Consider the following 23,340-nt stretch of genomic DNA (forward strand, 5'->3'; position numbering starts at 1 on the left):
GCGGGCGCTCGTGCGTCCACGAGGAGTCAGGTTGTAGGCCAATCTGCTCATACCTGAATAAATCATTCAAGATCCTGCTCCCGCCGGCCGATGCGCTCAACGAACGACCGAATCCGCTTCGGCACGTGACTCGACCGGTTCGACAAGGAGCACGCATGAGTCCTGGGCACACCCGTTCCTCTCTGGGCCCGCTTCCCCGCCGCAGGGCGGCGCTGGCGGGCGGCGCGGTCGCCTCGCTCGCCCTGCTGCTGGGAGGCTTCGCGAACCCCGCCGTCGCCCTGACCGCCCGCCCCGCGCTGTCGGGCCCGACGGGCAGTGACCACTGCCCGTCACGGGAGAAGGAGGAAGGGAAGGAGAAGGGGAACGACGACGGGCGGGAGCGCGGCGACCGTCCGATGAGCGCCCGGCACCAGGCCGGCGGCGGCGACGGCGGCAGCAAGGGCTGCCCGGGCCCGACCGGCCCGACCGGACCGACCGGACCGCAGGGCGGTACCGGTCCGACGGGCGCCACAGGAGCTCCGGGCACGACCGGCGCGACCGGCGCCACGGGCGTGACGGGTCCCACGGGCCCGACGGGTCCGGGCGGCGGTGCCACCGGCGCGACGGGCCCGACCGGTCCCGCCGGCCCCTGCTCCGACATCGACGCCTACAGCCCCTCGAACTCCGAGGACTTCCAGGCGGCGCTGACGGGCGGCAGGGCGTTCGTCGGCAAGGCGAACGTACCCGGTGGGACGATCGTCTGGCAGGACCTCAGCAACACGGTCGCGGGCCCGGGTGACCCCGTGAACCCCGACTTCCCCGCGAACGCCTGCGCCATCGCCATCGAGGCCCAGGGCAACGACGCGTTCGTCAAGGTCCTCACGACCACCGGCACCGTCTGGCAGACCCACGGCGACACCAACGGCGGCACCTTCGTCTGGGACGAGCCCTGGACCCAGCAGGCGACCCCGACACCGGTGGTGCTGCGGTCGATGGGGTTCAAGGGCGACGTGACGGCCAGGAGCCGCCACTGATCCGCCCCCGAGCCTGACCCCGCACCGAGTCGGCGGGCCGGTCCACCCAGGGAAGGGGGAGGCCGGCCCGCCTCCGCGTGTCAGCCGCGCCCGCGCCCCGAGGGCAGCGGCAGCTCGAACCAGACGACCTTGCCGCTGCTCAGCCGGGTCGCACCCCAGCGCCGCGCCATCCGGTTGACCAGGAACAGGCCCCGGCCGCCCTCGTCGGTGTCCCGGGCCCGGCGCTGGCGCGGCAGCTGCGGCGAGTCGTCGCCGACCTCGCAGCGCAGGATGTCCGTCTTCAGCAGACGCAGCGTCACCGGCCGCTCGGCGTACCGCACGGCGTTGGTGACCACCTCGCTCACCAGCAGCTCCAGCGAGTCGCTGAGCTCCTCCAGGCCCCACCGGGCCAGCGCCCGCCGGGCGAGCCGCCGGGCCCGGCCGGGCGCGGTCTCCTCCGGGTCGAGGAACCAGTACGCGACGTCGCTCGGCGCGATCCCGTCGAACCGGGCCGCGAGCAGCGCGATGTCGTCGTCCCGGTCGCCGGGCCCGAGCATGTCGAGCACGTCGTCGCAGAGCGCCTCCAGCGGCGGCGGGTGGTCCAGCCCCGTCAGCTGCGCGGTGGTGGCCAGCCGCTCCCGCAACTGCTCGATGCCGGTCCACACGTCCCGCAGCCGCGACTCCACCAGGCCGTCCGTGTAGAGCAGCAGGGTGGCCCCGGCGGGGGCGTCCAGCTCGACCGCCTCGAAGTCCACGCCGCCGACGCCGATCGGGGCGCCCGGCGGCACCCGCAGCACCTCGGCGCGGCCGCCGAGGTGGAGCAGGACCGGCGGCGGGTGGCCCGCGTTGGCGATGGTGATGCGGTGCGAGACCGGGTCGTAGACGGCGTACAGGCACGTGGCCATGCGGTCCGAGCCCAGCCGCTGGGCCTGCTCGTCCAGGTGGTGGAGCACCTCGGCCGGGGGCAGGTCGAGCTGGGCCAGGGTCTGCGCGGTGGTGCGCAGCTGGCCCATGATCGCGGCGGAGGTCATCGAGTGGCCCATGACGTCGCCCACCACCAGCGCCACCCGGCTGCCGGGCAGCGGGATCGCGTCGTACCAGTCGCCGCCGACCCGGGCGGTCTCGGCCGCCGGCAGGTAGCGCGAGGCCAGCCGCACGCCGGTGGGCTGCGGCAGGCTGTCGGGCAGCATCGTGCGCTGGAGCTCGTCCGCGATGTACGCCTCGCGGCCGTAGAGCACCGCCTTGTCGATGCCCAGCGCGGTGTGCGTGGCCAACTGGGCCGCGACGAGCAGGTCGTTCTGCTCGAACGCGGGCCGGTCGGGGCGGCGCAGGAACACGGCCGCGCCGATCACCCGGCGGCGGCCGCGCAGCGGCGCCAGGATGGAGCGCTGACCGCGCGGTACGGGATGCTCGGTGCCCAGCAGCTCGGGCAGCGCGGCCCGGGCGGCCGGTGTGGAGCCGAAGACCGGCCGGACGCCGCGCAGGACCTCCTCCAGCGCGCCGCCGGTGCGGATCTCGCACAGCTCGGCGGCCGGGAGGTCGCCCTGCGGGCCGACCAGCGGGAGCCGGCTGAAGTCGAGCTCGGAGGCCTCGGAGCCGTCCGCCGCGCCCGCGGTGGTGCTGTTGACGGCCTCGGTGAGGTCCTCGATGGGGCGCAGCCGGTCCGTACGACGCAGCCTTAAGACGACGGGGCCGACCGGGCGCTCGTCGCCGACCGGGAGCGGGTCGCGCAGGTAGACGAGGATGGCGTCCGAGAAGGTCGGCACCGTGGCCCGGCAGAGGCCGAGCACGATCTCGTCGAGGTCGATGCCGCGCGCGATGCGGCGGGTGGCGGCGCCGACGAAGCGGAGCCGGTCGCCCTCGCGGCGGGCGACGGTGTCGGGGCCGGTGCCGGGCCCGGGTATGCCCGCGGCGGACGCCGTGCCCGTGCCCGGACCGGCTGCGGCGGCCGCCCCGCTGCCCGGGGCGGCGGCGTCGGAGCCCAGGCCGCCCGCCGGGGCCACCAGGGGGTCGTCGTCCAGGCCCGCGCCGGGCGACCCGCCGCGGGTGGCCTGGCGGGAGGGCGCCGGCGCCTTGTCGTGGCCCTCGGGGTCGGCGGACGCGGTGGCGGAGGCGCGCTGGCCGGGGCTGGAGCCGGAGCCGGCGCCCGTGCCGGCGGGGCCGGTGGCGCCCTTGGAACCGGACGCGCCCATGGCGGAGGGGCCGGCGGCGACCGCCCCGGCCTGGTGTCCCGGCTGCGCGGGCACGGCGAGGCCGCCCGGAGCATGGTTCTGCGCCGCGCTCGCCGCTGCCCCGGCACCCGGCTGCGGGCCCTCGTGAGAGGTGGGGTACTCCGTCACGCGTGGAATTCCGTCCGTTTGCGCTCGATGTGCGCTGCACACAACTCGTCAGTCGCGGTATACCCGCTCAGCGGCGCGGGCACCGTCGCCCGTCACACCGCTCCCCGCTCGTTACCTCTCCGCTCGTTCGGTGATGCCCGGTCAAGTCCTGCGCACAGCTTGAGGATTACGGAAGTGCAGCCTTGCGGAGGACGATCCTACGTTTGAACCCCGGGGGCGCATCAAGGGTCTCATGACGTCATATGCGCCGGGGTGCGGTCCCAGTCGTCCGGCAGAACCGGAACCTCCCAGGTCGGATCGGGTCGCCAGTCCTGCCAACCGTCCGAGAACGGAGCCCCCCAGGCCTCGATCCGCTCCACCGCCGCCCGTCCGGCCGCCCGGACCCGGTCGGCCCGTCCGGCGTCCATGAGGCCGACGCGCTGGGCCTGTGCGAACTCGTCCTCGTCGCGCCACTTCCAGCTCCGGTCGGGGTAGACGGAGATGTCGAGGAAGTGGTCCTCGGAGTCGACCCCGCCGGCCCAGCGCCGACGCGGCTCCTCGAGGTTGACGTACCAGCTCTTGAAGCGCCACCCGTGGTCCCAGAAGAGCCAGACCGACCACGGGTCGTCGGGCCGGGCCAGCTTCAGCACACCCGTGCCCCACCAGGGCGCGCGCTCGGTGGTGCGCGGCGCGGTGTAGCGGGTGGCGAGCGGCTCCTCGTGGACCGGGGTGCCGTCGGCGAGGACGGGTTTGACGCACTCGGTGCCCGGGGCCATCCACACCGCGAGCAGGTCGGGGGTGTCCTGGACGACGGTCACGGGGCGGCAGATGTGGACCTGGCCCTTCAGGTCGGGGGCCGCGTCGCGGTAACGCCAGAGGATGTGGTCCCCCGGCGCCCAGTGCGTCCCCCGTGGCGCGCCGTGCGCCGCCGTGCCTGCCGTACCTGTCATGCGCAGATCTTAGGCGCGGGGCCGGGCGCGGTGCTGCGGTGCAGGTCACCTGTGAGATTCGGCTGGAATTGAACGGTCCCGGGCGGCCGTACGGCGCCCGGGACGGGGGTGTTCGGCGGGCCGGCGGGGTCCCGCGGACCGTCACGGCCGGGTCATGCGCAGGACGTCGAGTGCCTCGTCGAGCTGCTCCAGGGTGAGGTCGCCGCGTTCGACGTAACCGGACTCCAGGACCACCTCCCTGATGGTCCTGCGCTCCGCGAGGGACTTCTTGGCGACCTTCGCGGCCTCCTCGTACCCGATGTACTTGTTGAGCGGGGTGACCACGGAGGGCGAGGACTCGGCGTACTCGCGGGCCCGCTCGACGTTGGCGGTGATCCCGTCGACGGTGCGGTCGGCCAGCAGCCGGGAGGCGTTCGCGAGCAGCCGCACGGACTCCAGCAGGTTCTTCGCCATGACGGGGAGCATCACGTTGAGCTCGAAGTTGCCGGCCGCGCCGGCCACCGCGACGGTGGTGTCGTTGCCGGTCACCTGGGCGGCCACCATGAGCACCGCCTCCGGGACGACCGGGTTGACCTTGCCCGGCATGATCGACGACCCCGGCTGCAGGTCGGGGAGGTTGATTTCGGCCAATCCGGTGCGCGGCCCGGAGGACATCCAGCGCAGATCGTTCGCGATCTTCGTCAGCGAGACGGCGATCGTGCGCAGTTGTCCGGAGGTCTCGACGAGTCCGTCCCGGGCGCCCTGGGCCTCGAAGTGGTCGCGGGCCTCGGTGAGCGGCAGTCCGGTGGCGGCGGCCACCTCGGCGATGACGGCCGCGGAGAACCCGGGCGGGGTGTTGATGCCGGTGCCGACGGCCGTCCCGCCGAGGGGGAGTTCGGCGAGGCGGGGGAGGGCCGCCTCCAGGCGCTCGACGCCGTGGCGGATCTGGGCGGCGTACCCGCCGAACTCCTGCCCCAGGGTGACGGGGGTGGCGTCCATGAGGTGCGTCCGGCCCGACTTCACGACCTTCCCGAACTCCGCGGCCTTGCGCTCCAGCGCGGCCCGCAGGTGGTGCAGGGCGGGGACGAGGTCCTGGACGACGGCGGCGGTGGCGGCGATGTGGATGCTGGACGGGAAGACGTCGTTGGAGCTCTGCGAGGCGTTGACGTGGTCGTTGGGGTGGACGTCGCGGCCCAGGCGCTCGGCGGCGAGGGTGGCGATCACCTCGTTGGCGTTCATGTTGGACGAGGTGCCGGATCCGGTCTGGAAGACGTCGACCGGAAACTGGTCGTCCCAGCGGCCCTCGGCGACCTCCTCGGCGGCGCTCGTGACGGCGTCCGCGATGTCCTGATCCAGTACCCCCAGGCGGGCGTTGACCTGCGCGGCGGCCGCCTTGATCCGGCCGAGGGCGGCGATGTGGGCGGATTCGAGCCGCTGCCCGGAGACGGGGAAGTTCAGCACCGCCCGCTGGGTCTGCGCACGCCACTTGGCCTGGGCGGGCACGCGCACCTCGCCCATCGAGTCGTGCTCGATCCGGTACTCGGCCGGGGTCTGATCGTCGGTCATGTTCGTGGCCTCCTCCAAAAGTTGAGCTCTTGTCTTGTTCGAACTATTCCCAAGCCCACTACCGGCCAGTAAATACCGGGGGTAACACTGACGTCGGGAGGGCGTTCCATGGCGCGTACCACACCCATGTTCAGATCTACCGTCGCCGCGGTGGCGGCGTTCGCGGCGGCCCTCGGGGGCATGGCCGCGATCACTCCCCTGGCCCACGCGGCCACCCCGTCGGGATCCGCCGTCGCACCGCTCCCACCCGAACTGGAGGCGATCCGGGCCGCCGAGGCCGTCAGGATCTACGGGGACTCCGCGGTCCGCCCGCTCGCCGAGCGCAGGACCGGGCTCATCTCCCTCGGGGACAGCGAGATCTCCGGCGAGGGCGTCGGGAACTACGACCCGGCCACCAACACCACGTCCAACCAGTGCCACCGCTCGCCCGACACCGCGATCCACCGGACCGGGATCGCCGCCGACTACACCTTCAACGTCGCGTGCTCGGGCGCGTACACCGGCAACATCCGCATCGGCGGCTCGAAGCAGTACGCCGACGAGCTGGTCCAGAGCGACAGCCTGGCCGTCAAGGCCCGCAACACCCGCATCAAGATGGTCGTGCTGGTGGCCGGCGCCAACGACGACCTCCAGTTCGGCCCCGTCATGACCGACTGCGTCACCCGCTGGGTGCTCAGCCAGGGCACCTGCGAGCCGAAGTACGGTCCCGGCTGGCAGGCCCGGGTCGACGGCCTGCGGCCGAAGGTCGAGGCCACCATCGGCGACCTGAAGACCGTCATGCGCGACGCCGGGTACGCCGACTCCGACTACAAGCTCGTGGTCATGGGCTACCCGAGCCCGATCGGGCCCGACTTCAACGACAACCCGAACTTCCCCGGCAAGCTCCCGGGCGGCTGCGCCGGCTACGACTCCGACGCGTCCTGGGGCCGCAACTACGCGGTGCCGACCTTCGAGAAGGGCATGCGGGCCGCGGCCCGCAACGCGGGCGCGCTGTACCTCGACGCCTCGCGGCTCTTCCACGGCCACGAGGTGTGCATGGAGGACACCTGGGCCCGCGGTCTCTACCTGGACCTGGGCGACCACTTCCCGTGGGACGAGAACACCGCCCGGCAGTCCTTCCACCCCAACTACAAGGGGCACGGCGCCTTCGCCGCCTGCCTGACCCGGTTCTACGACTCCGGGCTGCGCGAGGCCTCCTGCGCCGACCCGGCGTCGACCGGCACGCCGGTACTGGAGCCGGTCGCCTGGGACGACGCGTTCAAGCCCCTCAAGAACGAGGCCGGCGGCACGTGCCTCGACGCCGACGGCGGCGCCAGCGCCAACGGCACCAAGGTCATCGGCTGGGACTGCCACGGCGGCCGCAACCAGGGCTGGTGGTACGACGCGGCCCGCAAGGCCCTGCACGTCGAACTGACCCACGACCGCTGCCTGGACGTCCCGGGCGCCGCCTACACGGCCGGCACCGGGCTGATCCTGTGGAACTGCCACGGCGGCGCCAACCAGCAGTTCACCCGCGACGGCGCCACCTACCGCCCGACGGCGGCCCCGTCGCTGTGCCTGACCCTGTCCGCCCCCAAGGACCAGCTCCGCCTGCAGCCCTGCAACGGCTCCGCGGGGCAGCGGTTCGCGTAGTCGCCGCACGCCGCCACCCGCACCACTCGTAACCCCCGCAGCCCGGCCGGGAGCATCCGGCCGGGTGTTGTGCTGTTCCGGGGCTGCGTGCTGCGGGAGCCGCCGCCGGCCCCCGACACGCCCTCGGGAGACGGGTCCGACCCGTACCGCGCGGTGGTGGACCCACACCCCCTGCACCCGTCACACCGCGCCCCTACGGACTCGCCGGGCGAGCGGCGGGGGAGCGTCGGACAATGAAGGGGGCCCGGAGGGGAGGGCGCAGGGGGGTTCCCCATGCCAGGAGGCAGCACATGTCCCGCAGCTTCAGGAGACTCGGTGCGCTCGGCGCCTGCGCGGCCGCCGCCGTGGTCCTCAGCGGCCCGGTCCCCGCTTCCGCGGCCGTCGATCTGGACTTCACCCTGTACGCCAAGGAGGTCGCGTCCCAGCAGAGCGGCCCGACCGGCCAGCCGGCCGAGACCGGGGCCGTCTACACGTTCGCCGACGACATCTACCGCACCAAGGGCGGGGACGTGGTCGGGCGGGACGGTGTGACCTGCACCGTCGTGCGCACCGGGAGCTCGGGCAACGACGTGCTGTGCGTCGGCAACGTCGTCCTGAACGGCGGTCCCGGCGGGCAGCTGACCCTCCAGTCCCTCACGTCGGTGGACCCCTCCAACACGCAGACGGCCGCCTTCGACGCCGCGGTCACCGGCGGCACCGGCGACTTCAAGGACGTGGGCGGCTACGTCCGCCTGACCGTGGACGGCGACTACGAGCGGATGGAGTTCCACCTCACCCGCTGACCGCGGGTCAACCAGCCCGTGCGCAAGCGCCTGTGGGGCCACCGGGGCTTCGGCAGCCACGGACGCCGGGGCCGGACGCGCCGGAGCCCGCCCGCGCCCTGGCGGGGCGGCGGGCTCCGGTACGCGGGTCGGGTGGGCCTACAGGCCCGGGCCGCGGACCGGGATGTGGGTGAAGGTGGGCTCGGGGGCAGGGTTCTGGAAGAAGTCGTTGCCCTTGTCGTCGACGACGATGAAGGCCGGGAAGTCCTCGACCTCGATCTTCCAGACCGCCTCCATGCCGAGCTCCTCGTACTCCAGGACCTCGACCTTCTTGATGCAGTCCTGGGCCAGGCGCGCGGCCGGGCCGCCGATGGAGCCCAGGTAGAAGCCGCCGTGCGCGTCGCACGCGTCGGTCACCTGCTGCGAGCGGTTGCCCTTGGCCAGCATGACCTTCGAGCCGCCGGCCGCCTGGAACTGGGCGACGTACGAGTCCATGCGCCCGGCCGTCGTCGGGCCGAAGGAGCCGGACGCGTAGCCCTCGGGCGTCTTCGCCGGGCCGGCGTAGTAGACCGGGTGGTCCTTAAGGTACTGCGGCATGTCCTCGCCCGCGTCCAGCCGCTCCTTGATCTTGGCGTGGGCGATGTCGCGCGCCACCACCAGCGGGCCGGTCAGGGACAGGCGGGTCTTCACCGGGTGCTTGGTGAGCTCGGCGAGGATGTCGTCCATCGGCCGGGTCAGGTCGATCTCGACGACGTCCGAAGCGGCGTCCAGGTGCTCGTCGGTGGTGTCCGGCAGGAAACGGGCCGGGTCGCGCTCGAGCTGCTCCAGGAAGACGCCCTCGGCGGTGATCTTCGCGACGGCCTGGCGGTCCGCGGAGCAGGACACGGCGATGGCCACCGGCAGCGAGGCGCCGTGCCGCGGCAGGCGCACCACGCGCACGTCGTGGCAGAAGTACTTGCCGCCGAACTGGGCGCCGATGCCGATCTTCTGGGTGAGCTCGAAGACCTGCTGTTCCAGGGCCTCGTCGCGGAAGCCGTGGCCCAGGGCCGAGCCCTCGCGGGGCAGCTCGTCGAGGTAGTGGGCGGAGGCCAGCTTCGCGGTCTTCAGCGCGTGCTCGGCCGAGGTGCCGCCGACGACGATCGCCAGGTGGTACGGCGGGCAGGCCGCCGTACCCAGCGAGCGGATCTTCTCCTCCAGGAACTTCATCATGGAGGCCTCGTTGAGGACCGCCTTCGTCTCCTGGTAGAGGAACGACTTGTTGGCCGAGCCGCCGCCCTTGGCCATGAAGAGGAACTTGTACGCGCCGCCGTCGGTCGCGTAGAGCTCGATCTGCGCGGGCAGGTTCGAGCCGGTGTTCTTCTCCTCCCACATGGTCAGCGGGGCCATCTGCGAGTAGCGCAGGTTCAGGTTCGTGTACGCGTCGTAGATGCCGCGGGACAGGGCCGCCTCGTCGCCGCCCTCGGTGAGGACGTTCTGGCCGCGCTTGCCCATGACGATCGCGGTGCCCGTGTCCTGGCACATGGGAAGGACGCCGGCGGCGGCGATGTTCGCGTTCTTCAGCAGGTCCAGCGCGACGAACTTGTCGTTCGAGGAGGCCTCGGGGTCGTCGATGATCCGGCGCAGCTGCGCGAGGTGCGCGGGGCGCAGGAAGTGCTGGATGTCGTGGATGGCCTCCTCGGCGAGCTTGCGCAGCGCCTCGGGCTCGACCTTGAGGAACGTACGGCCGCCGGCCTCGACGGTGGAGACACCCTCGGAGGTCACCAGGCGGTAGGGCGTGTTGTCCTCTCCCAGGGGGAGCAGATCGGAGTACGCAAACTCTGGCATGGGACGGCCATTCCTCACTCGGCGGACGGCGCTGACGACCTATTGGCAGCGCGACACTCCAGCGTAGGTCCTCCGTCGAGCGCCTCGTCTGTGAGGTAAGGCTCACTGGGGCCGGAAACGGCCCTATCGCGATCTATCGCGTCTCGCTATGCTGCTGGCGTGGACCTCGAAAAGCACCCCGCGGGCGATGCCGCCCTCCGTGCCTCCGACGCCGACCGCGACCGGATCGGGCAGATCCTGGCCGACGCCCTGGCCGAGGGCCGGCTCACCGCGGAGGAGCACGCCGAGCGGCTGGACTCGCTGTACGCGCTGAAGACCGTCGGGGAGCTCGAGACGCTCGTACGGGACCTCCCGGGTGCGCACCGGAACCGGCCGGCGCCCCTCCCGGCCCCGGAGGCCGCCCCCGCGTACGCAGCCCCCGGCGAGGCCGACACGGTGGTCGCGGTGTGCAGCAGCGCGGTCCGCAAGGGCCGCTGGCGCCCCCGGGCGCGCACGCAGGTGGTCTCCGTGATGGGCGACGTGGAGATCGACCTCTCCGAGGCCGTTTTCGAGCAGCAGGTCGTCGAGCTCAGGGTGGTCTCGGTCCTGGGGAACATCGAGATCAAGGTGCCCGAGAACGTGACCCTGCGCAGCCACGGCGGCGGCATCCTCGGTGCGTTCGAAGTGGTCACCACCGAGGCGCCGGACCCCGGCGCGCCCGTGGTGATCCTGCGCGGATTCTCGTTGCTGGGGAACGTGGAGGCCAAGCCGCGCGCCGGCCGCCGGCTCGCGGACCTCTCCGGCCGGCTGCGCGGGCGCGCCGGTTCCTGAGCGGCCGGGGGCGGTGCTCCGACCCAGCCAGGGCCCGCGGCGCGCGGTCTCCAGGACGGCGGTCCCCGGGCCCCGCTCGGAGGCCCCCGGCGGACCCGGCCGGAACTCGTCCGGGGGGACGGGCGAATTCCGGTCAGAAGTCCGCGGCCCGATCCGGGGCGACGGCACGCAGTGCTTAGGCGCGCGCACAGCGGGTAGGGACTGACGCATCGTCTCTCGCTCGCGAATCCGTCGTCAGGAGAAGACCGTGCTTCAACCGCCGCATCAGTCCTTGCAGGTAGCCGCTGTTCCGAGTCTTCCGAACCAGCGGGTGCCAAGCAGGGAGGAGGACGGCCCATGGCATCTGGACGCGGTCTGCCGCCGGGACGAGGCCGGACTCTTCTTCGCCCCCTCCAAGGAGCCGACGGCCGCGCGCCTGTCGCGCGAGGAGGCCGCGAAGCGGGTGTGCGCCCGCTGTCCCGTGATGGTCGCGTGCCGCGAGCACGCGCTGCTCCAGCCCGAGCCGTACGGCGTGTGGGGCGGGCTCACCGCCGCCGAGCGGCGCGTGGTGCTGGCCCGCCGCCGGCGTCGTGCGGGGGACCTGCGCCAGGCCCCGCCCGCCGGCCCCGTGGCCGCCGCCGGCTGACCGGCGTACGGCGGGCCGGGCGCCGTACCGACGCGAAAGGGGCGGTCCCCCGCACAGGGACCGCCCCTTCGTCGCGTCCGGCCGCGGGTCCGGAGCGCCGGACCCGGTCGCGCTACTGCGCGCGGTCGAAGTCGATCGCGCTGTAGGCGCGCAGCTTCGAGAGCCGGTGCGTGGAGTCGATCTTCCGGATCGTGCCCGACTTCGAGCGCATGACCAGCGACGACGTGGTGGCCGTCTCCGAGCGGTAGTGGACGCCGCGCAGCAGCTCGCCGTCGGTGATGCCGGTGGCGACGAAGAAGACGTTGTCGCCGGAGACCAGGTCGTTGGTCGACAGCACGCGGTCGAGGTCGTGGCCCGCGTCCAGGGCCTTCTGGCGCTCGGCCTCGTCCTTGGGCCACAGCTTGCCCTGGATCACGCCGCCCAGGCACTTTATGGCGCAGGCCGAGATGATGCCCTCGGGGGTGCCGCCGATGCCCATCAGCAGGTCGACGCCGGTGCCCTCGCGGGCGGCCATGATCGAGCCGGCCACGTCGCCGTCGGAGATGAACTTGATGCGCGCGCCGGTCTCGCGGATCTCCTTGACGATGCCCTCGTGGCGGGGGCGGTCGAGGATGACGACGGTGATGTCCTCCACGGCCATGTTCTTGGCCTTGGCGACGCGGCGGATGTTGACCGACACCGGGGCGTTGATGTCGACGAAGTCGGCGGCCTCGGGGCCCGTGACCAGCTTCTCCATGTAGAAGACCGCGGACGGGTCGAACATGGTGCCGCGGTCGGCGGCGGCGAGGACGGCGATGGCGTTGGGCATGCCCTTCGCGTTCAGGGTGGTGCCGTCGATCGGGTCGACCGCGATGTCCACCTCGGCGCCGGTGCCGTCGCCGACCCGTTCGCCGTTGAACAGCATCGGGGCCTCGTCCTTCTCGCCCTCGCCGATGACGACCACGCCGTTCATCGACACGGTCGAGACGAGGGTGCGCATGGCCCGGACCGCCGCGCCGTCCGCGCCGATCTTGTCGCCGCGGCCCACCCAGCGGCCGGCGGCCATGGCGGCGGCCTCGGTGACCCGGACGAGCTCGAGGGCCAGGTTGCGGTCGGGAGCCTCGGGAGAGACCACGAGCTGGGGCGGCAAGTTGTGCTCGGTCATCGGAGCGCACCTTCCTGTACGACGACGGCCGGAAAGAAGAGAGGGTGCTGCGACTCTATCGGTAGGTCGACAAACTGAGCAGAGGGGGGCACGTATGAGCGGCATATCGCGGCATATGGTCATCGGCTTGGTATCTGCCCGCTTTGGTCCCCTCCACCACACCCCCCTGCGGATGATCGCCCCCATGGATGGGGGACGATGTGTCCGTGGCAGGTATGAAAGGCAAGCAGACGGTCTGGGACATGGTGCGGTCCCTGGCGGTGATCGGCCTCGTGGTCGGCGCCATCTACATCTTCATCCCGCATGACGACAAGGCCGATCCGACCCGCGTGGTGGACTACCGCGTCGAGCTGATCACCGCCCGGCGCGCGGCCCCGTACCCGGTCGCCGCGCCGCAGGGGCTTTCGGCCGACTGGCGGGCGACCTCGGTGTCGTACGAGCGCAGGAGCGGCAACGCGTGGCACCTCGGCTTCCTCGACCCCGCGGGGCAGTACGCCGCGGTCGAGCAGTCGACGCTGCCGGCGCGGACGTACGTTCCGAAGGTGACGCAGAAGGCGGAGCTGACCGACCGCACGCAGGCCGTGGGCGACGCGACCTGGCAGGTGTGGGAGGGCGAGAAGTACGACGCCCTCGTGCGCGAGGAGAAGGGCTCCACCACCGTCGTGACCGGTACGGGCTCGATCGCGCAGCTCACGGAGCTGGCGCGGGCGCTCAAGGCGGAGCGGGGCTGACCCCGCGGGCGGCCGCCGAGGGTCGGCGGCCGCACGGCCGGACCGCGTGCCGGCGGGCCGGACCTCATGCCCGGCAGCCCGGACCGCACCCCCGGCGGGCCGGACCTCATGCCCGGCAGGCCGTGCCGCACCCCCCGGCACGGCAAGCGAAAGAGGCCGCCCCCGGCATCCGGGGTGCGGCCTCTCGTCGCTTCGGCGTCTCGCCTACGCCGTTCGGGGGTCTGGATCCGGTGGATCAGACGGTGGTGACGACCTCGTCGAAGGACAGGCGCGGGCTGCGGTCGTACCAGGCGCCCTCGCCCGGCTTGCCGATGTTGACGATCATCAGCGGGGTGTGGTCGTCGTCCAGGAACTCCTTGCGGACGCCCTCGAGGTCGGCGCCGGTCATCGGGCCGGCGGCCAGGCCGGCGGCCCGCACGCCCACGATGAAGTACGCGGCCTGCAGCGCGGCGTTCATGCCGGCGAAGCCCTCGCGGACCGGGCGCTCGGTGAAGAAGCCGGCGGCCTGCGGGTAGCTCGGCAGCAGCTTCGGGATCTCCTCGTGGAACTCGTTGTCCGCGGAGAGGATCGCGACCAGCGGGGCGGTGGCGGTCTTGGCCTTGTTGCCCTCGGACATGAGGTCGACCAGGCGCTGGCGGGCCTCGGCGGAGCGGACCAGGGTCACGCGCAGCGGGGTCGCGTTGAAAGCGGTCGGGCCGTACTTGACCAGGTCGTAGATGGCCTGGACCTGCTCGTCCGTGACGGGCTCGTCCGTGAAGGTGTTGGCGGTGCGGGCCTCGCGGAACAGGAGGTCCTGGGCGGCGGTGTCGAGAACGAGGGACATCGGATGCCTTCCATGTGCGGGTCGAAGCGACGTGGACGACTCTAGGCGCGAAATAGATGAAACTTCAACTAAACCGGCCTCGGAGTGGTTCACTTCACAGATTGTTCATCTGTCAACGAGTCCGGCTTCGTCGGCGGACCCAGCGCGCAACAACCTGCCCGCGCAGGTACGTTATTCCCGGGCGCCTCGAAATGCCCCGGAGTCCCGCTCGACGCCCCCGATCAACCGTCCTCGCGGCCGTCCTCGCCACCGTCCCCGCGCTCCTCCGCCCGCTCCCGGGCGGCCAGCGCCGAGTCGAGCCGGGCCCGCGCCCCCTCCAGCCAGTGCCGGCAGACCTGCGCCAGCTCCTCGCCGCGCTCCCACAGGGCCAGCGACTCCTCCAGCGTCGTACCGCCCGCCTCGAGGCGGCGTACCACCTCGATGAGCTCGTCGCGGGCCTGCTCGTAGCCCAGTGCCGTGTTCGTCTCGGCCATGCGGGATCACCTCAAGTCGATGGGGAAGGGGATGGGGAAGCGGAAGCGGAAGCGTTGCGTCACGACGGAGTCTCGGCGGCCGCCGCCGCCCCATCGGCACCGGCACCGGCAGGGGCCCCTGCGTCGGCACGGGCCCCTGCGTCGGCACGGGCCCCTGCGTCGGCACGGGCCCCTGCGTCGGCACGGGCCCCTGCGTCGGCACGGGCACCGGCACCGGCAGGGGCACCTGCATCGACACGGGCCTCTGCGTCGACACGCGCACCCGCGTCGGCACCGTCACCGGTCACGCGCACCGCGAGCTCGCCCTCGGCCACCCGCGCCCGGAGCACCTCGCCCGGCGCGGCCTCCGCCGGCGCGCGCACCACGTGCCCGTCCGCCCGCTGGAGCACCGCGTACCCGCGCTCCAGGGTCGCCGCCGGAGACAGCGCCACCACCCGCGCCCGGGTGTGCGACAGCTCCGAGTCCGCCCGGTCCAGCAGGTGCCCGAACGTCCGCCGACTGCGCGCCAGCAGGGCCTCGACCTGCTCCTCCCGGTCCTCGATCATCCGCTGCGGATGGACGAAGACCGGCCGGCCCAGCGCGTGCGCCAGCCCCCGCTCCTCCCGGTCCAGCAGGGCGTGCACGCACCGACGCGCGCGGTCGCGCAGCAGCCGGACCCGGTCCAGCTCCTCGCCCACGTCCGGCACCACCTTCTTCGCCGCGTCCGTCGGCGTCGAGGCCCGCAGGTCCGCCACGAGGTCCAGCAGCGGCGAGTCCGGCTCGTGCCCGATGGCCGAGACGACCGGAGTACGGGCCGCGGCCACCGCCCGTACGACCTGTTCGTCCGAGAACGGCAGCAGGTCCTCCACACTGCCGCCGCCGCGCGCCACGATGATCACGTCGACGCCGTCGTGCGCGTCGAGCTCCTCGACCGCCCGGACCACCTGCGGCACCGCGTGCACGCCCTGCACCGCCACGTTGCGCACCTCGAAGCGCACGGCCGGCCAGCGGCGCCGCGCGTTGTCCAGCACGTCCCGCTCGGCCGCCGAGGCCCGCCCGCAGACCAGCCCGATCAACTGCGGCAGGAACGGCAGCGGCTTCTTGCGGTCCAGCGCGAACAGGCCCTCGGCCGCCAGCGACCGCTTCAGCTTCTCCAGCCGGGCCAGCAGCTCGCCGATGCCCACCGGCCGTATCTCGGTGGCCCGGAGCGACAGCTCGCCGCGCTTGGCGTACCACTCGGGCTTGGCCAGGACGACCACCCGGGCACCCTCCTGCACGGCGTCGGCCACGTCGTCGAACACCTGGCGGTAGCAGGTCACGCTCACCGAGATGTCGTGCGAGGGGTCGCGCAGCCGCATGAAGACAACCCCCGCACCCGGCCGGCGCGAGAGCTGGGTGATCTGCCCCTCCACCCACACCTGGCCGAGCCGCTCGATCCAGCCCCCGATGAGCCGGGACACCTGACCGACGGGCAGCGGCGCCTCGGCCGACGTATTGAGACCCATGCAGGCAGGCTAACGGCCCGCGCCGACAGAGCCGTCCCGCCCGGACCGGCGCCGCTGGACCAGCAGGACGGCCAGCCCCACCACCAGCCACGCGCCCCCCACCAGCTGCGCCGTCCCCGACGCCGCCGTGATCACCGCCACCGTCACCCCCGCCCCCGCCACCGGCACCGCCAGGTGCCGCCACCACCTCGGTGCCCCGCCCGCCCGACGCACGACGAACCAGCCCACCACCGACGCGTGCAGCAGCAGGAAGGCCGTCAGCGCCCCGACGTCGACCACCGACACCAGGTGGTCGAGCCCGTCGTCGCGGCGGGCCGCCCACACGGCCGCCACCAGCGTCACCGCCGCCGCCGACAGCAGCGCGGCCCGCGGCACCCCGCCCCGCGAGGTCCGCGCCAGCGCCCGCGGCAGCCGCCGCTCCCGCGCCATCGCGAACAGCAGCCGGCCGGCCGCCGCCTGCCCGGCCAGCGCGGCGAACGCGGCGCCGACGGCCTTGCTCAGCGCCACCAGGTCGTGCAGCCAGGCGCCCACCGCCGCGTCGACCGTGTCGTAGAACGCGGACCCCTGCCCGGCCGGGTCGGCCGCCAGCTCCGCCGCCGACAGCGGCTCCAGCAGCGCCGCCAGGTAGGTCTGCGCCACGAACAGCACGCCCGTCAGCGCGAGGCAGAACAGCAGGGCCCGGGCCACCCGTTCCGACCCGCCGGTCACCTCCTCCGCGAACGCCGCGACCGCGTCGAAGCCCAGGTACGACAGCACCGCCACCGACACCGCCGCCAGCACCGCCCCGAACGAGAACCCCAGCGAGCCGTCCCCGGTCAGCGGGGACAGCCAGCCCCGCCGCGCCCCGTCCCGCGCCAGCACGGTCACCGCCGCCACCAGGAACACCAGGAGCACCGCGACCTCCACGGTCAGCACCGCGAAGCCGACGCGTGCCGCCGCCCGTACGCCCCACAGGTTCAGCAGCGTGGTGACCACCACCGCGAGCGCCGTCCACGCCCACCGCGACACCTCGGGCACCAGCGCGTTCATGGCGATCCCGGCGAAGAGGTAGGCCACCGCCGGGATGAGGAGGTAGTCCAGCATCGCCATCCAGCCCGCGGTGAGCCCCGCCCCCTCGCCGAGCCCCCTGCGCGCGTACGTGAAGACCGAGCCCGCCTGCGGGGCCACCCGCACCATCTCGGCGTAGCTGAACGCGGTGCACGCCATCGCGACGGTGGCGACCAGGTAGACGAGCGCGACGGCGCCGTGCGAGCGGGCGTCGAGGGTGCCGAACACCCCGACCGGCGCCATGGGGGCGATGAACAGCAGCCCGTACACGACCAGGTCGCGGAACCCGAGGCTCCGGCGCAGTCGGCCCCCGCCGGCCGAGCCGCCCGGACCCGCGCCGGGGCCCCCGCCCGGGCCGAGGTCCTGGGGCGCCGTCATCGTTCCTCCCGGGGCCACCCGTAGACGATCTTTTCGAACCAGTCTGGGCTACGGGCACGATCTCCGGCCTGCCGCGCACGGCCTTACGATGGACCGCATGACTGCTCCTGCCGCCCGTCGCCGTGTCCTGCTCGCCGCCCCCCGTGGCTACTGCGCGGGCGTCGACCGCGCCGTGATCGCCGTCGAGAAGGCCCTCGAGCAGTACGGCGCGCCCGTCTACGTGCGCCACGAGATCGTGCACAACAAGTACGTCGTGCAGACCCTGGAGAAGAAGGGCGCGATCTTCGTCGAGCGGACGGAGGAGGTGCCGCCGGGCAACATCGTGATGTTCTCCGCGCACGGCGTGGCCCCGGTGGTCCACGAGGAGGCCCGCCGCGGCAAGCTCGCGACCATCGACGCGACCTGCCCGCTGGTCACCAAGGTGCACAAGGAAGCGATCCGGTACGCCAACGAGGACTTCGACATCCTCCTCATCGGCCACGAGGGCCACGAGGAGGTCATCGGCACCTCCGGCGAGGCCCCCGACCACATCACGATCGTGGACGGCCCGCACGACGTCGAGAAGGTCACCGTCCGCGACGAGTCCAAGGTCGTCTGGCTCTCCCAGACAACCCTCTCCGTCGACGAGACGATGGAGACCGTCGACGCGCTCAAGACCAGGTTCCCGCTGCTCGTCTCGCCGCCCAGCGACGACATCTGCTACGCCACGTCCAACCGCCAGGCGGCCGTCAAGGCCATGGGCGCGGACGCCGACCTGGTCATCGTCGTCGGCTCCAAGAACTCCTCGAACTCGATCCGCCTGGTCGAGGTGGCCCTGGACGCCGGCGCGGGCGCCGCGCACCTGGTCGACTTCGCGCACGAGATCGACGAGGCCTGGCTGGAGGGCGTCACCACGGTCGGCCTGACCTCCGGCGCCTCGGTCCCCGAGGTCCTGGTCGAGGAGGTCCTCGAGTGGCTGGCCGCGCGCGACTTCGAGGACGTCGAGATCGTCAAGACGGCCGAGGAGTCCATCACCTTCTCGCTGCCGAAGGAACTGCGCCGCGACCTGCGCGCCGAGGCGGCGGAGCTGACCGCGGAGCAGTAGACCCGTGCGGGGCTGACCGCGGAGCGGTAGACCCGTGCGGGTGGCCGGACCGGCCGTCCCGCTGCCGACCGGTCCCGGCATCCGTACGGTGATTCCATGCAGCAGATATTCGGCGTGGACATCGGCGGATCCGGGATCAAGGGCGCGCCCGTCGACCTGGACCGCGGCGACCTCGCGCGCGAGCGCTACAAGGTGCTGACCCCGCACCCCGCCACCCCCGAGGCGGTGGCCGACGGCGTGGTCCAGGTGGTCTCCCACTTCGGCTGGTCCGGCCCGGTCGGGGTCACCTTCCCCGGCGTCGTGACCGAGGGCGTCACCCGAACGGCCGCCAACGTCGACAAGGCGTGGGTGGACGTGGACGCCCGTGCCCTCCTGTCGGGACGACTGGCCGGCCTGCCGGTGACGGTCCTGAACGACGCGGACGCCGCCGGGGTCGCCGAGATGACCTTCGGCGCGGGTCGCGGCCGTACCGGCACCGTCATCCTCCTGACCTTCGGCACCGGCATCGGCAGCGCGGTGTTCACGGACGGGCGGCTGGTGGCCAACAGCGAGCTGGGCCACCTTGAGCTGCACGGCCACGACGCGGAGAAGAAGGCCTCCACGAAGGCGAAGGACGACGAGCAGCTGAACTGGGAGAAGTGGGCCAAGCGGGTGCACAAGTACCTCGCCCACGTGGAGATGCTCTTCTCGCCCGAGCTCTTCATCATCGGCGGCGGCGTCAGCCGCAAGGCCGACAAGTTCCTGCCGATGGTGGCGGACGGGATCCGCGCCGAGATCGTGCCGGCCACCCTGCAGAACAACGCCGGCATCGTGGGCGCCGCCATGGCGGCCCGCCGCTCGGCCGCGATCTGAGGTCCGCGGGGGCGCTGCGGGGGGCTGCGGGGGGGAACTCCCCGCCGTCCCCGCCGTCCCCGCCGTCCCCGGCGGGCAGGCCCCCCGGGCAGGCCCCCCGGGAAGGGGAATCCCTCAGCCCGCCGCCGCCCGCTTCGGGCGGCGGCGACGGCTGATCAGCACCGCCTTGCGGACCAGCACGATCAGGGCGGCCAGCAGCGTCCCCGCGTACAGCCAGCCGGCGTGCAGCGCGAGGGCGGTCACGACCCCCATCAGCTGCCCGCCGAAGCCGCCCGAGCCGCCGGCGATCGGCCACACCCCGGCCGCGAACGCGATCGGTACGGCGATGGGGGCGGTGACGAGGTCCGCGGGCCGCACCCACAGGGCCGTCGTGGCGGCGACGAGCACGAAGAGCAGCCCGTACGCGATCATCGACCCGTCGAAGAGCAGCCAGTCCAGGCCCGCCACGACGGCCATCGCGGCGCAGGCGAACAGGCCGCCGCCCAGCCCCGTCAGCCGCGGGTTGGGCAGCCGCCGCAGCAGCGGTACCCGGCGGCCACCCCGCGCGCCCCGCAGCTGCGCTCCGCGCGGCCGGGCCTCGGCGTACTGCGGGGGCAGGGCGGGCCGCCGGCCCTGGGGCCGTCGCTGTGGGTGGTTCGGCGATCGCGTCCTGTGTTGCTCCACCCGACAAAACTAGGCCGCGCGGGACCGGGAGGGCCCCTGGACACGTCGACCGCCACTCATCGGAAAGTAAACTGTCCGGTGGTCCGTCTCCGGACCGGGTGTCCATGCCCCCCCCTCCAGCTCACGGGAAGTCGTCAACGTGTCGCTCACGATCGGAATCGTCGGTCTGCCGAATGTCGGCAAGTCGACCCTGTTCAACGCCCTGACCAAGAACGACGTGCTGGCGGCCAACTACCCGTTCGCCACCATCGAGCCGAACGTCGGCGTCGTCGGCGTCCCGGACGCGCGCCTCGCCGTCCTGGCGGGCATCTTCGGCTCGGAGCGCATCCTCCCGGCCACCGTGGACTTCGTCGACATCGCGGGCATCGTCCGCGGTGCGAGCGAGGGCGAGGGCCTCGGCAACAAGTTCCTGGCGAACATCCGCGAGTCGGACGCGATCTGCCAGGTCATCCGCGCGTTCAAGGACGAGAACGTCGTGCACGTCGACGGCAAGGTCTCGCCCAAGGACGACATCGAGACGATCAACACCGAGCTGATCCTGGCCGACCTGCAGTCCGTCGAGAAGGCGCTGCCGCGCCTGACGAAGGAGGCCCGCCTCCAGAAGGACAAGGTCGCGGTGCTGGCCGCCGTCGAGGAGGCCAAGAAGATCCTCGAGGAGGGCGACACCCTCTTCTCGCACGGCATCACCAAGGGCACCGAGAAGGGCCAGCTCCTGCACGAGCTGTTCCTCCTCACCACCAAGCCCTTCCTCTACGTCTTCAACGTGGACGAGGACGAGCTGACGGACGACGCCTTCAAGGACGAGCAGCGCGCCCTGGTCGCCCCGGCCGAGGCGATCTTCCTGAACGCCAAGCTCGAGGCGGACCTCGCCGAGCTGGAGGAGGACGAGGCCCTGGAGCTCCTGCAGTCCGTCGGCCAGGACGAGCCGGGTCTGGCGACCCTGGGCCGCGTCGGCTTCGACACCCTGGGCCTGCAGACCTACCTGACGGCCGGCCCGAAGGAAACCCGCGCCTGGACCATCAAGAAGGGCGCCACCGCCCCCGAGGCGGCCGGCGTGATCCACACCGACTTCCAGCGCGGCTTCATCAAGGCCGAGGTCATCTCCTTCGCCGACCTCGTCGCCTGCGGCTCCGTCGCCGAGGCCCGCGCCAAGGGCAAGGCGCGCATGGAGGGCAAGGACTACGTCATGCAGGACGGCGACGTCGTCGAGTTCCGCTTCAACGTCTGAGCGTGTGAATGAGCACCACGTTGTGCCCCTGGCAAACGTGGTGCTAGTCGCAAGGGCCCACCTCCTCGGAGGTGGGCCCTTGGCTTTCTACCGTGCTGGGATGGTGCTGGGATAGCTGACCGGCCATCAGCAGCCTCTCCTCCCGAAAGGCACGCAGAGTGGTACGTTATTAGGTACCACTTGAGGGAAGAGGTCAGGTCGTGTCGATAACTGCGAGTGAAGCCCGCAAGGAGCTCTTCCCGTTGATCAAGAAGGTCAACGAGAACCACGAGGCCATCGAGATCGTCTCGAAGCACGGCAACGCCGTGCTCGTCTCGGCCGAGGATTACGCGGCGCTGCGCGAGGGCTCGTATCTGCTGCGCTCACCGGCGAACGCTCGCCGGCTCCTCAAGGCGTACGAGAACGCCCTGGCGAACATCAACCTGTCGGAGCGCGAGCTGATCGATCCGGACTCGGCGGACGCGGGTGCGGGTGCCGCGTGAGGCTTGTCTTCGAGGATCAGGGCTGGGAGGACTACACGTCCTGGCTCAAGAACGACCGCAAGATGCTCGCCCGGATCAACAAGCTCATCGAGGACGTCAGGCGTGACCCGTTCTCAGGGATCGGCAAGCCCGAACCCTTGAAGTACCACCTGCCTGGGGCGTGGTCGCGGCGGATCGACGACGAGCACCGCCTCGTCTATCTGGTGACGGACAAGGAGATCATCGTCCTCGCGGCTCGGTACCACTACTGACCGCCCGTGCTGGGATGGTGCTGGGATGACCCCCAGAAGGGATCGGACTCTGTCGAGTCCGATCCCTTCCACGTTCCCGTGCTGACTTGCTGCCGACTTCTCAGCTGCTGCGCGGAGGCGTGAGCTTGTCGAGGTCCAGGCTGATCTCGAAGGGCACCGGGCGCTGGAGGGCGCCCCGGAAGATCCCGGCGGGCGCGTAGGCGCCAGTGGGTTCGTCGAGCTCGTAGACGTGCACGACGGGCGCCCCGTCCTCGTCCTCGATGCACCAGTAGTGGGGGATGCCGGCCTCCGCGTACTTGCGCAGTTTGACCGTGCGGTCCCGGTGCGCGGACTCGGGTGAGACGACCTCGATGACGAGTCGCACCTCGTCCGGCGCGAACCAGGTGCGGTCTCCGTCGTAGTCGGCCGTCGTCAACAGCAGATCCGGCTCGGGCCGGTTTCGCGCGTCGAGTTTTATGGTCATCTCGCGGCCGACCCTGACATCGCCGGGCGCCTGCTCCATGAGAGCGACGGTGAGCATGGTGACGAGGTGGCCGTGCCACCACCTCTGCGGCGACATCATGAAGACGAGCACTCCGTCGATCAGCTCGGTGTGGCGGGGTGCCTCGGGCAGACGGTCGAGGTCCTCCGCGAACCAGCCTTCAGCGCGCGGCGGGCGCATCCAGTCGGGCAGTGCGGTCATGGCTCAACCGTAGCGATTCGACGAGGCGCGGGCCACGAGATCGTCACCGGGGGCTCGATCGGGATGCCGCGTGCTGGGTTGGCCATCCGCTCGTCGATGATCCGATTGATCGGCCTCCTGTCGTCCGCACCGCCGTCCGCGCCGTCGGCCCGCGCATGGCCGGGGCGTGAAGTTGACACGCTGTTCCGCGATCCGTAATGTTCTCCGAGCTGTTCGACGTGAGCACCGACCCCGGTCGGCCCCGGACAGCCATTCCGCAAGACCCACAGAAGCTGACGGTGCTTTGTCGTGCCGTTCTGCCGTTCGTGCGTTTTAGCGAAATGAGGAACCCGCGCACGAACGCTTCGAGCGCGAGCCGCCCGATTAGCGTCGGGGGCAGGGAATCCGCTAAAGTCTCACTCGTCGGAACGGCCCAAAAGCCGGGAAGACGAATCCCGCTGACTGGGAATCAGACGCCGAAAGGATCTGATAGAGTCGGAAACGAAGGAAGCGCCCGGAGGGCCCGGAAACGGGAACAAAGGAAGCGTCCGCACCTTGAGAACTCAACAGCGTGCCAAAAGT

21 protein-coding genes and 1 pseudogene are annotated in these 23,340 nt (G+C 72.1%); 11 read left to right on the top strand and 11 right to left on the bottom strand.

All coding sequences use genetic code 11. The features are described from left to right. Window positions 1-155 precede the first annotated feature (155 nt). The gene (locus IF43_RS42160) at window positions 156-1,013 is read left to right on the top strand and encodes a hypothetical protein (protein WP_051795670.1); all 858 of its coding nucleotides are present in this window, start codon (window positions 156-158) and stop codon (window positions 1,011-1,013) included. An 80-nt stretch (window positions 1,014-1,093) separates the two neighbouring features. Here the strand turns inward: IF43_RS42160 and IF43_RS0119995 are convergent, their stop codons facing one another. The 3 genes from IF43_RS0119995 to IF43_RS0120005 form a co-directional block, all read right to left on the bottom strand. After that, window positions 1,094-3,331, bottom strand: coding sequence for a SpoIIE family protein phosphatase (locus tag IF43_RS0119995; protein ID WP_037889211.1), 2,238 nt, complete (start codon window positions 3,329-3,331; stop codon window positions 1,094-1,096). 230 nt (window positions 3,332-3,561) lie between these two features. Beyond that, window positions 3,562-4,260 carry a DUF402 domain-containing protein gene (locus IF43_RS0120000; protein ID WP_030202261.1) on the bottom strand — a complete coding sequence of 233 codons (699 nt, stop codon included), beginning with the start codon at window positions 4,258-4,260 and terminating at the stop codon, window positions 3,562-3,564. A 141-nt stretch (window positions 4,261-4,401) separates the two neighbouring features. After that, window positions 4,402-5,805, bottom strand: a complete 1,404-nt coding sequence (locus IF43_RS0120005; RefSeq protein ID WP_030202262.1) for an aspartate ammonia-lyase — start codon at window positions 5,803-5,805, stop codon at window positions 4,402-4,404. A gap of 108 nt (window positions 5,806-5,913) precedes the next feature. Between IF43_RS0120005 and IF43_RS0120010 the strand changes: the two genes are divergently transcribed. Next, complete coding sequence (locus IF43_RS0120010) at window positions 5,914-7,437, top strand: ricin-type beta-trefoil lectin domain protein (protein WP_030202265.1); 1,524 nt, start codon at window positions 5,914-5,916, stop codon at window positions 7,435-7,437. Between the two features lie 290 nt (window positions 7,438-7,727). Continuing rightward, on the top strand, window positions 7,728-8,219 hold the full coding sequence (locus IF43_RS0120015) for a hypothetical protein (RefSeq protein ID WP_030202267.1): 492 nt from the start codon (window positions 7,728-7,730) through the stop codon (window positions 8,217-8,219). A 138-nt stretch (window positions 8,220-8,357) separates the two neighbouring features. On the opposite strand, the gene IF43_RS0120020 is transcribed toward IF43_RS0120015, so the two are convergent. After that, a complete protein-coding gene (locus IF43_RS0120020) occupies window positions 8,358-10,022 on the bottom strand; it encodes a fumarate hydratase (protein WP_030202271.1) in 1,665 nt (554 codons plus the stop codon). A gap of 159 nt (window positions 10,023-10,181) precedes the next feature. On the opposite strand from IF43_RS0120020, the gene IF43_RS0120025 reads away from it, so the two are divergent. Together IF43_RS0120025 and IF43_RS0120030 are read left to right on the top strand one after the other, a co-directional pair. After that, entirely contained in the window at window positions 10,182-10,832 is a 651-nt protein-coding gene (locus IF43_RS0120025) for a DUF1707 domain-containing protein (protein WP_030202274.1), read from the top strand. A 247-nt stretch (window positions 10,833-11,079) separates the two neighbouring features. Beyond that, window positions 11,080-11,457, top strand: coding sequence for a WhiB family transcriptional regulator (locus IF43_RS0120030; RefSeq protein WP_030202277.1), 378 nt, complete (start codon window positions 11,080-11,082; stop codon window positions 11,455-11,457). Between the two features lie 112 nt (window positions 11,458-11,569). On the opposite strand, the gene glpX is transcribed toward IF43_RS0120030, so the two are convergent. Then, window positions 11,570-12,601 carry a class II fructose-bisphosphatase gene (gene glpX, locus IF43_RS0120035; protein WP_030202280.1) on the bottom strand — a complete coding sequence of 344 codons (1,032 nt, stop codon included), beginning with the start codon at window positions 12,599-12,601 and terminating at the stop codon, window positions 11,570-11,572. Between the two features lie 215 nt (window positions 12,602-12,816). Between glpX and IF43_RS0120040 the strand changes: the two genes are divergently transcribed. Beyond that, window positions 12,817-13,332, top strand: coding sequence for a DUF4245 domain-containing protein (locus tag IF43_RS0120040; RefSeq protein WP_234332342.1), 516 nt, complete (start codon window positions 12,817-12,819; stop codon window positions 13,330-13,332). Window positions 13,333-13,567: 235 nt separating this feature from the next. Here IF43_RS0120040 and IF43_RS0120045 read toward each other — a convergent pair whose 3' ends face one another. From IF43_RS0120045 to IF43_RS0120060, 4 genes and pseudogenes are all read right to left on the bottom strand, one after another. Then, window positions 13,568-14,155: a malonic semialdehyde reductase gene (locus IF43_RS0120045; RefSeq protein WP_030202286.1), complete on the bottom strand. Its 588-nt coding sequence runs from the start codon at window positions 14,153-14,155 to the stop codon at window positions 13,568-13,570. 221 nt (window positions 14,156-14,376) lie between these two features. Further along, the gene (locus IF43_RS0120050) at window positions 14,377-14,628 is read right to left on the bottom strand and encodes an exodeoxyribonuclease VII small subunit (protein ID WP_030202290.1); all 252 of its coding nucleotides are present in this window, start codon (window positions 14,626-14,628) and stop codon (window positions 14,377-14,379) included. 278 nt (window positions 14,629-14,906) lie between these two features. Beyond that, window positions 14,907-16,112, bottom strand: a pseudogene (xseA, locus tag IF43_RS0120055) (exodeoxyribonuclease VII large subunit); the annotation flags it as partial. 9 nt (window positions 16,113-16,121) lie between these two features. Beyond that, the gene (locus tag IF43_RS0120060) at window positions 16,122-17,537 is read right to left on the bottom strand and encodes an APC family permease (RefSeq protein WP_030202295.1); all 1,416 of its coding nucleotides are present in this window, start codon (window positions 17,535-17,537) and stop codon (window positions 16,122-16,124) included. An 88-nt stretch (window positions 17,538-17,625) separates the two neighbouring features. Between IF43_RS0120060 and IF43_RS0120065 the strand changes: the two genes are divergently transcribed. Both IF43_RS0120065 and ppgK read left to right on the top strand, forming a co-directional pair. After that, the gene (locus tag IF43_RS0120065) at window positions 17,626-18,621 is read left to right on the top strand and encodes a 4-hydroxy-3-methylbut-2-enyl diphosphate reductase (protein WP_199922750.1); all 996 of its coding nucleotides are present in this window, start codon (window positions 17,626-17,628) and stop codon (window positions 18,619-18,621) included. A gap of 96 nt (window positions 18,622-18,717) precedes the next feature. Then, entirely contained in the window at window positions 18,718-19,473 is a 756-nt protein-coding gene (gene ppgK / locus IF43_RS0120070; RefSeq protein WP_030202303.1) for a polyphosphate--glucose phosphotransferase, read from the top strand. A gap of 114 nt (window positions 19,474-19,587) precedes the next feature. Here the strand turns inward: ppgK and IF43_RS0120075 are convergent, their stop codons facing one another. Beyond that, window positions 19,588-20,136, bottom strand: a complete 549-nt coding sequence (locus IF43_RS0120075; RefSeq protein ID WP_030202309.1) for a DUF6542 domain-containing protein — start codon at window positions 20,134-20,136, stop codon at window positions 19,588-19,590. Between the two features lie 139 nt (window positions 20,137-20,275). On the opposite strand from IF43_RS0120075, the gene ychF reads away from it, so the two are divergent. From ychF to IF43_RS0120090, 3 genes are all read left to right on the top strand, one after another. Continuing rightward, the gene (gene ychF, locus IF43_RS0120080; RefSeq protein WP_030202312.1) at window positions 20,276-21,364 is read left to right on the top strand and encodes a redox-regulated ATPase YchF; all 1,089 of its coding nucleotides are present in this window, start codon (window positions 20,276-20,278) and stop codon (window positions 21,362-21,364) included. 200 nt (window positions 21,365-21,564) lie between these two features. Further along, the gene (locus IF43_RS0120085) at window positions 21,565-21,846 is read left to right on the top strand and encodes a type II toxin-antitoxin system Phd/YefM family antitoxin (RefSeq protein WP_030202315.1); all 282 of its coding nucleotides are present in this window, start codon (window positions 21,565-21,567) and stop codon (window positions 21,844-21,846) included. After that, window positions 21,843-22,097, top strand: a complete 255-nt coding sequence (locus tag IF43_RS0120090; protein ID WP_030202317.1) for a Txe/YoeB family addiction module toxin — start codon at window positions 21,843-21,845, stop codon at window positions 22,095-22,097. Before IF43_RS0120085 ends, IF43_RS0120090 begins: the two co-directional genes overlap by 4 nt. 100 nt (window positions 22,098-22,197) lie before the next feature. On the opposite strand, the gene IF43_RS0120095 is transcribed toward IF43_RS0120090, so the two are convergent. Then, the gene (locus tag IF43_RS0120095; protein WP_030202322.1) at window positions 22,198-22,779 is read right to left on the bottom strand and encodes a Uma2 family endonuclease; all 582 of its coding nucleotides are present in this window, start codon (window positions 22,777-22,779) and stop codon (window positions 22,198-22,200) included. Between the last annotated feature and the right edge of the window lie 561 nt (window positions 22,780-23,340).

The sequence above is a fragment of the Streptomyces sp. NRRL S-87 genome, assembly GCF_000719335.1.
In the GTDB taxonomy this organism is placed as follows: Bacteria; Actinomycetota; Actinomycetes; order Streptomycetales; family Streptomycetaceae; genus Streptomyces.

What these genes read in the sequence shown, in the direction of transcription:
- IF43_RS42160 (WP_051795670.1), top strand. Translation starts at nt 156, where the DNA reads ATGAGTCCTGGGCACACCCGTTCCTCTCTGGGCCCGCTTCCCCGCCGC.
- IF43_RS0120000 (WP_030202261.1), bottom strand. Translation starts at nt 4,260, where the DNA reads ATGACAGGTACGGCAGGCACGGCGGCGCACGGCGCGCCACGGGGGACG.
- IF43_RS0120005 (WP_030202262.1), bottom strand. Translation starts at nt 5,805, where the DNA reads ATGACCGACGATCAGACCCCGGCCGAGTACCGGATCGAGCACGACTCG.
- IF43_RS0120010 (WP_030202265.1), top strand. Translation starts at nt 5,914, where the DNA reads ATGGCGCGTACCACACCCATGTTCAGATCTACCGTCGCCGCGGTGGCG.
- IF43_RS0120015 (WP_030202267.1), top strand. Translation starts at nt 7,728, where the DNA reads ATGTCCCGCAGCTTCAGGAGACTCGGTGCGCTCGGCGCCTGCGCGGCC.
- IF43_RS0120020 (WP_030202271.1), bottom strand. Translation starts at nt 10,022, where the DNA reads ATGCCAGAGTTTGCGTACTCCGATCTGCTCCCCCTGGGAGAGGACAAC.
- glpX (WP_030202280.1), bottom strand. Translation starts at nt 12,601, where the DNA reads ATGACCGAGCACAACTTGCCGCCCCAGCTCGTGGTCTCTCCCGAGGCT.
- IF43_RS0120040 (WP_234332342.1), top strand. Translation starts at nt 12,817, where the DNA reads ATGAAAGGCAAGCAGACGGTCTGGGACATGGTGCGGTCCCTGGCGGTG.
- IF43_RS0120045 (WP_030202286.1), bottom strand. Translation starts at nt 14,155, where the DNA reads ATGTCCCTCGTTCTCGACACCGCCGCCCAGGACCTCCTGTTCCGCGAG.
- IF43_RS0120050 (WP_030202290.1), bottom strand. Translation starts at nt 14,628, where the DNA reads ATGGCCGAGACGAACACGGCACTGGGCTACGAGCAGGCCCGCGACGAG.
- IF43_RS0120060 (WP_030202295.1), bottom strand. Translation starts at nt 17,537, where the DNA reads ATGACGGCGCCCCAGGACCTCGGCCCGGGCGGGGGCCCCGGCGCGGGT.
- IF43_RS0120065 (WP_199922750.1), top strand. Translation starts at nt 17,626, where the DNA reads ATGGACCGCATGACTGCTCCTGCCGCCCGTCGCCGTGTCCTGCTCGCC.
- ppgK (WP_030202303.1), top strand. Translation starts at nt 18,718, where the DNA reads ATGCAGCAGATATTCGGCGTGGACATCGGCGGATCCGGGATCAAGGGC.
- IF43_RS0120095 (WP_030202322.1), bottom strand. Translation starts at nt 22,779, where the DNA reads ATGACCGCACTGCCCGACTGGATGCGCCCGCCGCGCGCTGAAGGCTGG.